Genomic DNA, 13,371 nt, shown 5'->3' with positions numbered 1-13,371 from the left:
GTTAAGGTCCGTTACTTTTTATAGGCGGGTTGCAAGCCCTTGATCATTGGGTAGTGCTTTACATTCAGCGTTTTTAATCTGGCTTTCTCCATGTCGGCTGTCGCGGCCAGGATCGCGTCTGCAATTCCAACGCCATGTGATTTGCCAAAATCGCGTTTATAAAGTCCGCCTTTTTTGGCAATCCCAGCCGTTACAGGAACAATACGAAAAAGAGACAGAAAATTTTCAAGGACTGCGAGTTCCTGGCTGCCCTTTACGCCGGCGTACAATTCGGCGACGACAATGGATGAAAGAATGATTCGAGAAGAAAAATTCTCAATAAACGCAACGGCCTTGTTATCGCCGCGTAAAAAATCGATCAGTACATCGGTGTCTACAAGGATTGAATCCTGCATCCCCATTACCTGTCCCATTCGGATCGTATCGCCCTGAAATCGGGAAGGTCTTTTCGATCTTTCCAGATTCCGGCAGCTTCCCTCAAGGCCGTTTCCTTCCTGCTTTGCCCGGTCTGATCGATGAAACGATCAATCGCTTCACGAATGATTTCACTTTGTTTTTTCCCAAATTGCTTTGCGATCATCGCCAATTCTGCACGCTGTTTATCCGTAAGGTAGATTTGGGTTCGAGTCATATCCCGTCTCCTTTCATATATACATCATACATATACATCGCGACGATGCCCTGTCAAGGCTGCCATAATCACCTTGACAGGTGAGCCGCTTTGGTGAAAACAGGTAGGCATGCCGCACAAAAACAGCAACCATAAAATTTTGAGGCGTTTTTTCATCCCACCGGAAATGGTGGATACGGCCTGCACGGAGATCACCGGCTCCGAGGCCGGCCACATCTGTCGGGTGCTGCGCCTTTCAGACGGCGATGAAGTCGAACTTTTCGACGACACGGGCAATGGCTACCGGGCACAGATTGTATCGGCAAACTTGGACCGTGTCCGGTTCACTATTGTCGAGTCCTACCCGCTGACCACCGAATCCCCTACCCGCATCACCTTGGCCCAGGGATTTCTCAAGGAGAACAAAATGGACGACCTGATCCGCCCTTTAACGGAATTGGGCATCCATTGCTGGCGGCCGTTCTACGCGGCCCGCTCGGTCTCTCGCCCCAAAGCCAGGGGCCTGGAAAAACGGCTGGACCGCTGGCGCAAAAAAGCCATAGAGGCCGGCAAGCAATGCCGCCGTGGTCGCATTCCGACCATCGAGCCGGCCGACTCCCTGACGGAGGTTCTCAATGCGTCGGACGGCTTCGATCTAAAAATTTTCTTCTGGGAGGGAGAACCGCTGGCGGTAAAGCTACCTTCGCAGTCCCTGCCCTCTCCCCTATCGATCCTGGCGGTGGTGGGGCCGGAAGGCGGTTTTTCCGCAGACGAGGTGCGGATGGCCAGAGAACGCGGCTTTCTCATTTGCGGATTGGGACCGCGCATCTTGCGGGCGGAAACCGCTGCTTTGGCGGCTTTTACGGTTTTACAATACCGATTCGGTGATATGGGTGATGCAAGTGAACAGTGAACGGAAAACGGAATTGGCATTGAAAGATTTAGGAATTCAGGAATTGGGGAATTGCTGACATGGCTTTCCGCCTCACCGATCACCGTTCACTGATCACCGATCACTGCCAATCAAACCGAAACGAAGAACAAGGAACGACAAACCATGAACCAATCATGGCACACCCACAACCCCAACGGCAAATACCGCGTCATCGTCACCAAAACGCTGCCCGGAAGCCGATGGATCGATATTCTCGCCGCCGCCGATTGCCGGGTGGATGTTTGTCAGGAGAAATCGGTATTGGATATCGAGACCATCCGGGCCGCCATGGGCAATCGCTGCCATGGGGCCATCGGCCAGCTCACCGAGACCTGGGGAGAAACGCTTTTCACGGCGCTCAAGGCTGCAGGAGGCACCGCTTACAGCAACTATGCGGTCGGCTATAACAACGTCGATCTGGAAGCAGCCACCCGGGCGGACATTCCGGTGGGCAACACGCCGGGCGTGCTGACAGAAACTACGGCGGAAATGGCCGTCGCGCTCACCTTCGCAGCGGCCCGACGCCTGGGCGAGGCCGAGCGCTTCATGCGGGCGGGCTGCTACGCCGGCTGGCTTCCCGATCTTTTTCTGGGCAATTTGCTCAATGGCAAAACCCTGGGCATCATCGGGGCAGGCAGAATCGGCACCGCCTATGCCTGCATGATGGTTCAGGGGCATGGCATGTCAGTGGTCTATTATGATTTGAGCGACAACTCCGAATTGGAAAATTTTGTATCCGATTTCAGCAAATTCCGTGATGCCCGGGGATTGCCGCCGGTAACCTGCCGGCGAGCAGTAGATCTGGAAGCCCTGCTGAAAGCGGCAGACTGCGTGAGCATCCACACCGTTTTGGATGACAGTACGCACCATCTCATCGATGCCCACGCCCTCGCTTTGATAAAGACCGACGCCATCCTGATCAATACCAGCCGCGGTCCGGTCATCGACGAAGCCGCCCTTGTGGACCATTGCCGGAATCATCCGGATTTTCGCGTCGGCCTGGACGTCTTCGAACATGAACCGGCCATGGCCGCCGGTCTGGACCAATTGGACAATGTGATTGTCGTCCCGCATATCGCCTCGGCGACCCGTTGGACCCGCGAAGGCATGGCCATCCTGGCGGCCTGCAATGTTGCCGGCCTGCTGCGCGGCGATCCGCTCTGGGGAAAGCCGGATATTTTGCCTTTTCTCGGCGACCAATCCCCGCGGGCGATCCCCAGTATCGTCAATGCAGACGAATTGGGAATCGCACCCTAAATACAAACTAAAAAAATAGGAAAGACTGCCGGCGCGCACTGTGAGGACTCAGAAATGGTAAATTTTGGTTCCCCGCGGGGCGGGATCTGCGTCAGGCTAAAGCCGCAGCGAGGTCGAAACCGCAGGCGTAGCAGCGTTACGTTGAGGATTTTGGCCGAGCGAGAACGCCGACCTGGGCCGAAAGATGCCGTTTTTGAGCCCTCACCGACTCAATTGGCCAACACAGCATCCGTCTGCCTGACCAACTCCACCGCGCTGCGGTCCGGGCGAACGATGGCGGTGTCCAGATGCATGGGCTGCAAATCGAAGGTTTTATTCCGTTGGGGGATGACGGCATCGAGGCCACACATTTCGGATGCAAACACGAAGGTCCCGTTGTCGCCTCCGATGACGCCGGGCCGCAGCTTTTTGCGGTCCTGAACCATAAAAAGCGTCATGTCCGGCAGGCAGCCGATCACGCAATTCGGGCCGTCGATGATAAGGTTCCGGCAGGCATATTTCAGATGGGTGAGAAAAGCGGCGTCCGGATGGCTTCGCAGGGCCTCATCGGTCAAAGGCGTTATGCCATGCTTGTAGCAGGCCAGATCCAGCCCCAGGTAATCGACGAAGTAGTGAAGGCTGTGGGTAAACACTTCCGAATCGGATACATACCCCCTGTATCCCGCAAACTTCCTGGAAAGAAGAAATTCTCGATTCTGGATAAAAGCGGTATTCTCTCCGTTGGTCATGGTCGAATACCCCTCCAGAAAAAAGGGGTGACAGGCGTAAAGGTCGATTTCGTGATTGGTGTTCTGCCTGCCCTGAAGCATTATCAGACGCGCCGTCAGGTCCTTGCGGTCCAGTTGGAGATAGTCGGCCACCGCCACTGGATCGCCGACCTCTTTGATCATGATCGTATCCGGCCAGAATGAAAAAACGGCCATGTCTTTTTCCGCTTCGCCCATCTCTTTCAATTCCAGTCGGATCGGCATCAGGCGCTGCAACAATTCGTTTTCCGGGGTTTCCTCCCATTCCGTCGGATAGTCGTAGGCTCTCACCAGGTAAACATCCCGCTTGGGTACGCCGGCCGGCCGGCGGCCGTTGGTCTTGAAGGTGATCTTGTACTTGGTGGTGAACCCCCTGGCCATCATGAAACGGTCCAACCGCTTGAGCCCCGCCGAAGAAAAGATGCCCGACAGCACCGGAATATTTTTCATGTTGGCGAGCGGGCCACCGATGTCCCGCAAAAGCATGCCGACACCCGATCCGTCATAGCCCTCGCGCATGGCGGCAAGACCGGCAATAGCCCTTTCCGGAGAAACGGGGTCGCGACTCGTGATGGCGAGCAACCGGCACATGGAACCTCCTCGTCGGGATTGCAAATCGTATTCGTTGAAGTGATTTTATTGATATTATTTTAGTTATGCTAAATGTCAATAATAAACCACCCACCCGGTTGCGCCGCCAAACAAAGCATTGAAATGTGAACTTCTCCATTGTACCATCCGGACATGGAAAAAGGCGACCGGCACACCTACGACGGCTACATCAAGGCATTGACGGATATCAGTCGGGCCATCGCGTCGGACCTGTTTCTAGAAGATCTGCTCAAACTCATTGTCATGGTCACGGCCAAGGTCACCGAAGTAGAGATCTGTTCCCTGTGGCTCGTCGATGAAAACGAAAAGCCTCCCAAAATCAAACTGAAAGCAACGCAATCCATCGATCCGGAATACGTCAAGGACCGCGCCTTGAATTTAAATGAAGGTGTCGTCGGATATGTGGTGACCCACAAACGGCCCATTACCATCAAAAACGTACTCCGCAGCAAACGGTTCAAGGAAAAGGAGATGGCCCGCAAGCTGAAACTGGTTTCCATGGTGGGCGTCCCCCTCCAACTGAAAGACGAGCGGATCATTGGGGTGCTCAACTGTTTCACGGCGACCCCGCACACCTTTTCCAAGACCGAAATCAATCTCTTGACCGCAGTGGCCAACCAAGCCGCGCTGGCTATCATGAATACGGAACTCATGCTCAAAGCCCAGGTTATCCAGGAGGAACTGGAATCCCGAAAACTCATTGAAAGGGCCAAGGAGATTCTGGTTCGCCGTAGAGGGTTGACTGCCAACAGTGCATTTCGCTGGATCCAGAAGAGAAGCATGGACAGCCGTAAATCCATGCGAGCGGTCGCCGAAGCTATTTTGCTGTCCGAGGATTTGGGATATTACTCCAGCATTCCCCACGCCCTGAAAAAAGATCCAAAATAAGCCATACTTAACTTACTCATTGACATTAACTCAATACGTTGATAGCTGTAGCTGAATTCAGTGAACCTTATTTTTACACAACGGCGTGTAAAACTAAAAGAAACGACAAAGGCGTCTGTGAATTGTCCCGAATCGGGGAAGACGCCTTTTTGGGTTTTGGATAGGCGGCCTTCCTCCGAGAGGAAGGTCGCCTTTTTTTGTGGCAGCATTGCCGGTCGGCTCGCACGAGTGGCATAGCGGTTCAACGTCTAAACAAATAAGGAAAGGAATCATGAATCTTCAAAGACCCAATGCAAACGAAGCCCTCGAAACCAAAAACCGTTCCCGTGACGTCGCACCACAGTCCGGGCTTTGCAGCCGATGCGTGGATGGCTGCAAAGGCAACTGCGATCTATTCAGAGCCACATTTAGGGGGCGGGAACTGCTCTATCCGCAACCCTTCGGCAGCATCACTGCAGGTGCGGACAAGGATTACCCGGTCGACTACTCCCACCTGAATATCAACGGCTACGCAATGGGTGCCAATGGCATTAATCCCAACCCCGATGAAGCCACCTTCCCCAACGTGGATACCGAAACCGCCTTTGGCGTCGACAGCAAAGTCAAGATGAAAGTGCCAATTTTCACAGGAGCCTTGGGCAGCACGGATATCGCACGCAAAAATTGGGAGCATTTCGCCATTGGCGCGGCCATCAGCGGCATTACTCTGGTGTGCGGCGAGAACGTCTGCGGCATTGATCCAAAACTCGAATTCAACAGCAAGGGGAAAGTCGCCAAATCGCCGGAAATGGACCGCCGGGTCAAAGAATATCGACGCTTCCACGAAGGCTACGGAGACATCCTGGTACAGATGAACGTGGAAGACACCCGCAACGGAGTGGCGGAATATGTCATCGAAAAGTTAGGCGTCGAAACCATCGAGCTGAAATGGGGCCAGGGTGCCAAATGCATCGGCGGAGAAATCAAGGTCAACTCTCTGGAAAGGGCCATTGAGCTGAAAAAGCGCGGCTACATCGTCACTCCGGATCCAGAGGTCCCGGCTTTCCAAGCCGCCTTCAAGGCCGGACCGCTGAAGCAGTTCGAGCGCCACTCCCGATTGGGATTCATTGACCAGGAGGGCTTCATGGCCGAGGTGGATCGACTTCGTAAACTCGGCGCCAAACGGATCACGTTGAAAACCGGAGCCTATCCCATGCGGGAGTTGGCCATGGCCATCCGCTGGTCGAGCGACGCTAAAATCGATCTGCTCACCATTGACGGGGCCCCGGGGGGAACGGGTATGAGCCCCTGGAGAATGATGTGCGAATGGGGTGTTCCGTCCATCTACCTACATTCCATGGCCTATGAATTGTGTGACCGCCTGGCCCAAAAGGGCAGACCGGTCCCGGACATCGCCTTTGCAGGCGGTTTTTCATCCGAAGATCATGTTTTTAAGGCCCTGGCCCTGGGCGCCCCCTATTGCAAAGCCGTTTGCATGGGGCGTGCGTTGATGATTCCGGGCATGGTCGGCAAAAACACCGAAAAATGGCTGCGAGGGGAACAGGGCGGACTCCCGTCGACGGTATCCAAATTCGGCACGACCAAGGAAGAGATTTTCATGAATTATGAGGTACTCAAGGAAAAATACGGCTCCGAAGTCGCTTCGCTGCCCCTTGGCGCCGTGGGAATTTTCAGTGCGGTGGATAAGATCAAGGTCGGCCTGCAGCAGATCATGGCCGGCTCCAGAAACTGGAAAGTGGAATACATCACCCGAAACGATATCTTTTCACTGACGGAAGAATGTGCCTCCGTGACCGGAATCCCCTATGTCATGAACGCCTACCGGGAAGAAGCGTTGAAAATTATCGATGCATGATCATCCCGCGGGGATACAGCAGGAATGAATACAAGGGGCGGTTTTCACCGCCCCTTTTTTAGTTTATCTCATTTTTTGATTTATTTTTCAGTTTCAGTTATATATTCAACGTCGTTGCTTTCCGAACCTCACAGACCTGAACCGGCTGTCAGCCATTGGATAAAAGGAACTAGGCGGAGATGACTGGACTGCAAAATGCCCCGGCCAAAGAATTTTGCTCCCATTTCAAGATGTTCCACGAAATGATGCCGTTCAAGGTTCAGGAAATTCTCTTGGTATCGAGCCCTTACGATGCCTTCATCATGGAAGAGGACGGCAGTCTTGCATCGAGAATTATAAACGAATACAGCGGATTGAATTTAAGCCACCCACCGCGGGTGACCCGGACAGCTTCGGCTCGGGATGCCCTCGCGGTTCTTAAAGACAAAACCATCGATCTAGTCATCACCACCCCGCATTTAGATGAAATGGATGCCTTTTCCTTCTCGCTCCAGATCAAGGCAAACGCACCGGGCCTGCCCGTCATCCTGCTGAGCCATAGCCCTCGGGGAGTGTTTCCGCTACCCGAAAATCGGGATTGCAGTGGCATTGACAAGGTCTTTATCTGGTCGGGGAACTCGGATCTGCTTCTGGCACTGGTAAAAAACACCGAGGACCATCTGAATGTCTCCAATGACACCATAAACGCCAAAGTTCGTGTATTGGTCCTAGTTGAGGACTCCCCCGTTTATTATTCCTCGTTTTTACCCCTGATCTACAGAGAAATTGTAAAGCAGACCCAGGCGGTGCTCGGCGTCGGGCTGAATGAAGAACATCGACTGTTGCGGATGCGATCCCGGCCCAAAATTCTCTTGGCGAACACGTACGAGGATGCCTTGGCGCTTTGCACCCGCTACCAGGAATATCTTTTGGGTGTTATCTCAGATACACGGATTCCCAAAAACGGCCGGTTAACCGAGGACGCAGGTTTTTTGCTTCTCTCCAAACTCAAGAAAGAGATACCGGACCTTCCGATGCTGCTTCTCAGCGCCGAGTCGGTCAACCGTGAGCGGGCCGCACGCATCCCGGCAATTTTTCTCGATAAAAATGCACCCGATCTGCTTTCCGAGCTCCATGATTTTTTTATGGATCATTTGGGTTTCGGGGATTTCGTTTTCCGCATGCCCGACGGAAAGGAAATTGCCCGGGCCTCCGATCTGCGATCACTGCAAGCCCTGCTGCCGGAAATACCGGAGGCATCGTTGTGGCACCATGCCCACAGGAATCATTTTTCGAATTGGATCATGGGGCGATCCGAAATCGCCCTGGCATCCAGATTCAGAGAGGTCCACGCCCGGGATTTTCAGGACACGGAATCCTTGCGAGGTTATATTATCGCCGGCATCAAAGAAATGCGCAAATGGCAACAGAAGGGCGTTGTGGCCCAGTTCAGCAAAAAAAGTTTCGATGCCAGGATAATGGACTTCGTGAAAATCGGCCATGGCTCCCTGGGTGGCAAGGCACGAGGCCTAGCTTTCTTGTCGGCCCTGCTGCAACAGGACATGAGCATTTATGAGAAATTTCCCGGCATCGACATCCGTATACCCCAAACACTCGTAATCAGTACGGACGGGTTCGAGGCCTTCATTACGCACAACAACCTCAGGAGGCTTGCCGGACAAGCACTCCCCGACGATGTCATTAAGCAACTGTTCCTCGAAGCGGCCCTGCCCGACTGGCTGGTTGAAGATCTGAAGACGTTCCTGGGCCAGGTCGAATATCCTCTTTCGGTCCGTTCGTCGAGTCTGCTGGAAGATGCCCAGTTTCAGCCCTATGCCGGTCTTTATGAAACCTATATGATCCCTAACAATCACCGATCCCTCAACCGCAGGCTCGACCATCTGCTAACCGCCGTAAAGCTTGTATATGCTTCAACTTTCTACGAGGGGCCGCGCGCCTTTTCCAAAGCGACCGGGAACGCCCCCCAGGAAGAAGCCATGGCGGTGATTGTTCAAGAGCTTGCCGGCCGATCCTATGGCGATTTCTTTTATCCGGCGATTTCCGGGGTCGCCCAATCTCACAACTTTTATCCGATTCCACCGATGAAGCCGGAGGAAGGCATCACGCACATTGCTTTGGGTTTGGGAAAAACGGTGGTCGAGGGCCAAAAAACCGTCCGATTTTCCCCCCGGTATCCTTCCATTCTACCTCAGTTCTCGGTCATCGATGACATTCTCAAAAATTCTCAGCACCGCTTCTACGCGTTGAGAATCAAGAACTATCCGGAAAAGTTGGACTTCGAAACCAACGGCAATTTAGAACGGCGAAGGCTGGACGATGCCCTTCAGGAGGCCCCCGTTCTATCCCTGTCCAGCACCTATGTACCCGACGAACATCGAATTCGCGACACCAGTACCGTCCAAGGTGTAAAGGTTCTTACCTTCGCCCAAGTCCTCAAGTACGGATCTTTTCCCCTTCCGGGAGTGCTCGCTGAAATCCTGGAATTGGGCAGAAGGGGAATGGGGTGCCCCGTGGAAATCGAGTTTTCCGTTACCCTTGGATCGAAGGGGAGCCGAAAAGAAGCGTTTCATCTTCTCCAGATTCGTCCCATGGTTACCGGTGAGGGTCGTTTCGAAGTCCGAATCAATCCCGAAGATATTTGTAACGCCTTCTGCACCTCCTCGCAGGCGCTGGGCAATGGGAAAAACGAAGAAATCGCCGATATCGTCTATGTGAAACCGGATTCATTCAAAAAAGAAGCGACAACAGAGATGGTGGATGAAATCGGCCGAGTAAATACGTCCCTGGTCAACGCCAATCGCCGTTACCTGCTTGCCGGTCCCGGCCGCTGGGGGTCCTCCGACCGCTGGCTAGGTATTCCGGTTCAGTGGCATCACATTTCAGGAGCAGGGGCGATCATCGAATCAAGAGATTCCAATCTCAAGGCAGACCCTTCCCAAGGATCTCATTTTTTTCAAAATATTACTTCACAGGGGATTTTTTACGTGACGGTTAACGAGGGCTCGGATGATTATCTGGAGTGGAGTTGGCTCGACCATCTTCCGGTGGTTCAGGAAATGTCCTATATTCGACATGTCCGACTGGAGCATCCCATTGTAATAAAAATTGATGGACGGTCATCCCAATGCGTCATGGTGAAACCCGCTTGATCCCCAACACGGAATTTTCCCCGTGGGGCGGTCGGCGGCCACGATTCGGATAACGGCAATCACCGCCAAAGATTATAATGGCTCGGTTATCTTGCCGATTTGTATGCCATATCGATGCTGCAATGTTAACGAAATGCCTTAACCATTCACAATTTTTAAAAGGAGGCGAACATGCCGGACATCCTGAAAACGATCGAAGCCAGAGATCCTGTCGAAAAAGAATTTCACCAGGCCGTTCACGAAGTCATCGAATCGGTGAAGCCGGTTCTGGACCGCAATCCCGAGTACCGTCATAGTGCAATCCTGGAAAGAATCACGGAACCCGAACGAGTCATCATGTTCAGGGTCCCCTGGATGGACGACCAGGGCATGGCCCATGTCAATCGAGGCTTTCGCATCGAAATGAACAGCTCTATCGGACCTTACAAGGGAGGTCTTCGTTTTCATCCTTCCGTCAACCTTAGTATTCTTAAATTTTTGGCCTTCGAACAGGTGTTTAAAAATGCCCTGACGACCCTGTCCATGGGCGGCGGCAAAGGCGGTTCCGATTTCGATCCCAAAGGGAAATCGGACAATGAGGTCATGCGTTTCTGCCAAAGCTTCATGGCGGAACTGTTCCGCCACATCGGTCCCAACACCGACATCCCGGCTGGAGATATTGGCGTCGGTGCCCGAGAAATCGGCTTTCTTTTCGGCATGTATAAAAAACTCCGCAACGAATTCACCGGGGTGCTAACCGGCAAAAGCCTGGGATGGGGGGGCAGTTTAGTCCGCCCCGAAGCAACCGGTTATGGCTCCGTATACTTTGCTGCCGAAATGCTGGCCACCAAAGAGGATAATATCGAAGGCAAGACCTGCCTGGTTTCCGGCTCCGGCAACGTTGCCCAATACACAGTTGAAAAATTACTCGACATGGGCGGCAAGGTGGTCACCCTCTCGGACTCTTCCGGCTTCATCTATGATGAGGAGGGCATCGACCGCGACAAACTGGATTACGTCAAACGTCTCAAAAACTTAAGAAGAGGAAGAATCCAGGAGTATATCGACAAATACTCCGCTGCAGAGTATACTGAAGCGGATTCCACGCTGGACCACAACCCGTTATGGAATCATCCGGCCGACTGCGCATTCCCCAGTGCTACGCAAAACGAAATCAACGGGAAGGATGCCGACAATCTGATCCGCAACGGCGTCAAGTTGGTATGCGAGGGGGCCAATATGCCTTGCACACCTGAAGCGATTGATCGCTTTCTGGATCAGAAGTTGCTTTATGCGCCGGGGAAAGCAGCCAATGCCGGCGGGGTTGCGGTCTCCGGTCTTGAAATGGCACAAAACAGCATGCGGCTTAACTGGACCCGCGAAGAAGTGGACGAACGCCTTCAAATCATCATGAAAAGCATCCATCAAACATGCCTGGATGCATCGGCAGAATACGGAGATCCGGGCAACTATTTCATCGGCGCCAACATTGCCGGCTTTGTCAAGGTGGTCAACGCCATGCTCGACCAGGGATTGGTATAGAAAAAATTCAATTTATAGCATAGAAACAAAATAACGTCTGACATGTAAAAAGCCCCCTGCCGGATGCGGCAGGGGGCTTATGTTTCAGACAGATTTACTTTAGCCGCGCCATTCCGTGTCATCCACCGTGGTCTTGAAATCAGGCATGATCACTTCGGGCAGTTCCTCATCGGCTACCGCCAGAATGTCTGTATCGGTGGGTTTGCCCACAAAGACCAGTCGGTTGCGGGGACATTTCTTAAGGGCCTGCAGTCCGGTTTTCACATTGTCGACGGTGTAATCTTCGTAATCGATCGTCGAAAGGTTGTTGACCACGCTGAACATCCCCGATGCGCGTTCGCAGGCTTTGCAGCCCACGCAACCCACCTTGCAGACCGATTTGACGTCTTTGCCGGCATCCAGGTTGGAACATTCCACCACCAACATCTGCTCGCTCTTGAAGGGAGCCATGGTGATGATGTTGCGCGGACACGCCTTGGCGCAGGCTCCACAGCCGACACACTTTTCGTAATCCACCCGGGCCAGGCCGTCGACCACGTGGATGGCGTCGAAATTACAGGCCCGTGTGCAGTCGCCGAACCCGAGGCAGCCGTAGATGCATCCCTGAATGTCGGTCACCAGGTTGGCCGGCCCGCAGCGCTGTTCCCCATGGTATTCGGTACGCCCCAGACGGTCGTCGGTTCGCGCACCGCAGTGCACCACCGGCCGCCAGGGATAGCTGGCTTCTGCATCCACGCCCATCACGTCCGCCAGGGCCATCATGCAGCTTTCGCCGCCGACAGTACACTTATTTATCGGCGCGTTGTCCAAGACGATGGCCTCGGCGTACTCGCCGCAGCCCACATACCCGCAACCGCCGCAGTTGGCACCGGGCAGCACGTCAATGGCTGCATCCACCCGCGGATCCACTTCCACATGAAAGGCCTGATTGGCCCAACCCAGAATAAACGACAGCACCAAGGCCATGATCAGCATGGTGCCTGCGGCCAGGCCGACGATTACCCAAGACATGATTCCTCCGCAATTCCTTGAACAAGACCCTTTACAGGGTCCGCGGTCCGTGAAAGAGACTGCTGCTCGGCTGCCGCTGGTTTGCGGGTCAGGGCATCCCTGAGACCCGAATCAACACCGGTGAAGCCCATGAAGGCCATGGCCAGTATGCCGCCGACAACCAGGGTGATGGCCGCACCGCGAAACGGTGCGGGTACGTCGCACAACTCCAGCTCTTCCCGGATACCGGCCATGATGACGATGGCGATGGTGAAACCGACACCGCCGAAAAAGGCCAGCGTCAGGGATCGTCCCAGGTCCCAACGGTCGCCGGGATTGTCCACCCCCACCACGTTGGCCATGATGGTCAGGCAGGCGAACAAAATGGCGCAATTGGTGGTAATCAGGGGCAGGAAAACGCCGAAGGCCTTGTACAGCAGGGGGAAAAACCGGCGCACGTACATCTCCACGAACTGCACTGAAGAGCTGATGGCGAAGATATAGACGATGTAGCATAAGATCGTCAGGTCTACGCCGGCGGCGGCCTCGGCCGGCATGAACAATCCGGCAGCCCTCCGGGTCAAGGGCGCACCGGGCATCAGCACGAAGGTAGTGATCGTCCAGGAGATGAAGGCGGCAATGGTGATGACGAAAGTCACCGCAGCGCCCATGCCAACGGCCATGCTCACCCGGCGGGAGACGCCGATGAAGGGGCAGATGCCCACGAAATAATGGAGCACGAAGTTGTTGATCAACGCCGCACCCAGGGCGATAAGCAGGATATCGATAAGATAACTCATTGACTCTGT

General features: G+C 53.9%; 11 protein-coding genes. 6 read left to right on the top strand and 5 right to left on the bottom strand.

Features of this window, described 5'->3' with window-relative positions; genetic code table 11:
* Nucleotides 1-11 precede the first annotated feature (11 nt).
* Complete coding sequence (locus tag GN111_RS28115; RefSeq protein ID WP_155306931.1) at nt 12-395, bottom strand: type II toxin-antitoxin system VapC family toxin; 384 nt, start codon at nt 393-395, stop codon at nt 12-14.
* A 5-nt stretch (nt 396-400) separates the two neighbouring features.
* Entirely contained in the window at nt 401-631 is a 231-nt protein-coding gene (locus GN111_RS28110) for a ribbon-helix-helix protein, CopG family (protein ID WP_155306930.1), read from the bottom strand.
* A gap of 109 nt (nt 632-740) precedes the next feature.
* Between GN111_RS28110 and GN111_RS28105 the strand changes: the two genes are divergently transcribed.
* Nucleotides 741-1,523, top strand: coding sequence for a 16S rRNA (uracil(1498)-N(3))-methyltransferase (locus GN111_RS28105; protein WP_155306929.1), 783 nt, complete (start codon nt 741-743; stop codon nt 1,521-1,523).
* Between the two features lie 144 nt (nt 1,524-1,667).
* Nucleotides 1,668-2,801 carry an NAD(P)-dependent oxidoreductase gene (locus tag GN111_RS28100; protein WP_155306928.1) on the top strand — a complete coding sequence of 378 codons (1,134 nt, stop codon included), beginning with the start codon at nt 1,668-1,670 and terminating at the stop codon, nt 2,799-2,801.
* Between the two features lie 209 nt (nt 2,802-3,010).
* Here the strand turns inward: GN111_RS28100 and GN111_RS28095 are convergent, their stop codons facing one another.
* A complete protein-coding gene (locus GN111_RS28095; RefSeq protein WP_155306927.1) occupies nt 3,011-4,138 on the bottom strand; it encodes a class II glutamine amidotransferase domain-containing protein in 1,128 nt (375 codons plus the stop codon).
* Nucleotides 4,139-4,291: 153 nt separating this feature from the next.
* Between GN111_RS28095 and GN111_RS28090 the strand changes: the two genes are divergently transcribed.
* The 4 genes from GN111_RS28090 to gdhA all read left to right on the top strand — a co-directional run bounded on the left by GN111_RS28090 (nt 4,292) and on the right by gdhA (nt 11,572).
* Nucleotides 4,292-5,047 (top strand): GAF and ANTAR domain-containing protein, encoded by a 756-nt coding sequence (locus GN111_RS28090; protein WP_155306926.1) that lies wholly within the window; start codon nt 4,292-4,294, stop codon nt 5,045-5,047.
* Nucleotides 5,048-5,318: 271 nt separating this feature from the next.
* The gene (locus GN111_RS28085) at nt 5,319-6,902 is read left to right on the top strand and encodes an FMN-binding glutamate synthase family protein (protein WP_155306925.1); all 1,584 of its coding nucleotides are present in this window, start codon (nt 5,319-5,321) and stop codon (nt 6,900-6,902) included.
* Nucleotides 6,903-7,081: 179 nt separating this feature from the next.
* On the top strand, nt 7,082-10,051 hold the full coding sequence (locus tag GN111_RS28080) for a PEP/pyruvate-binding domain-containing protein (protein WP_155306924.1): 2,970 nt from the start codon (nt 7,082-7,084) through the stop codon (nt 10,049-10,051).
* 171 nt (nt 10,052-10,222) lie between these two features.
* Nucleotides 10,223-11,572 (top strand): NADP-specific glutamate dehydrogenase, encoded by a 1,350-nt coding sequence (gene gdhA / locus GN111_RS28075; protein WP_155306923.1) that lies wholly within the window; start codon nt 10,223-10,225, stop codon nt 11,570-11,572.
* Between the two features lie 99 nt (nt 11,573-11,671).
* Here the strand turns inward: gdhA and GN111_RS28070 are convergent, their stop codons facing one another.
* Both GN111_RS28070 and GN111_RS28065 read right to left on the bottom strand, forming a co-directional pair.
* The gene (locus tag GN111_RS28070; RefSeq protein ID WP_155306922.1) at nt 11,672-12,583 is read right to left on the bottom strand and encodes an RnfABCDGE type electron transport complex subunit B; all 912 of its coding nucleotides are present in this window, start codon (nt 12,581-12,583) and stop codon (nt 11,672-11,674) included.
* Complete coding sequence (locus tag GN111_RS28065) at nt 12,571-13,362, bottom strand: electron transport complex protein RnfA (protein WP_155306921.1); 792 nt, start codon at nt 13,360-13,362, stop codon at nt 12,571-12,573. Before GN111_RS28065 ends, GN111_RS28070 begins: the two co-directional genes overlap by 13 nt.
* Nucleotides 13,363-13,371: the final 9 nt, after the last annotated feature.

This window comes from Desulfosarcina widdelii (genome assembly GCF_009688965.1).
GTDB lineage: Bacteria > Desulfobacterota > Desulfobacteria > Desulfobacterales > Desulfosarcinaceae > Desulfosarcina > Desulfosarcina widdelii.
The sequence above is the reverse complement of the archived record's forward strand: the minus strand, read 5'-3'. Positions and strand labels throughout refer to the sequence as shown.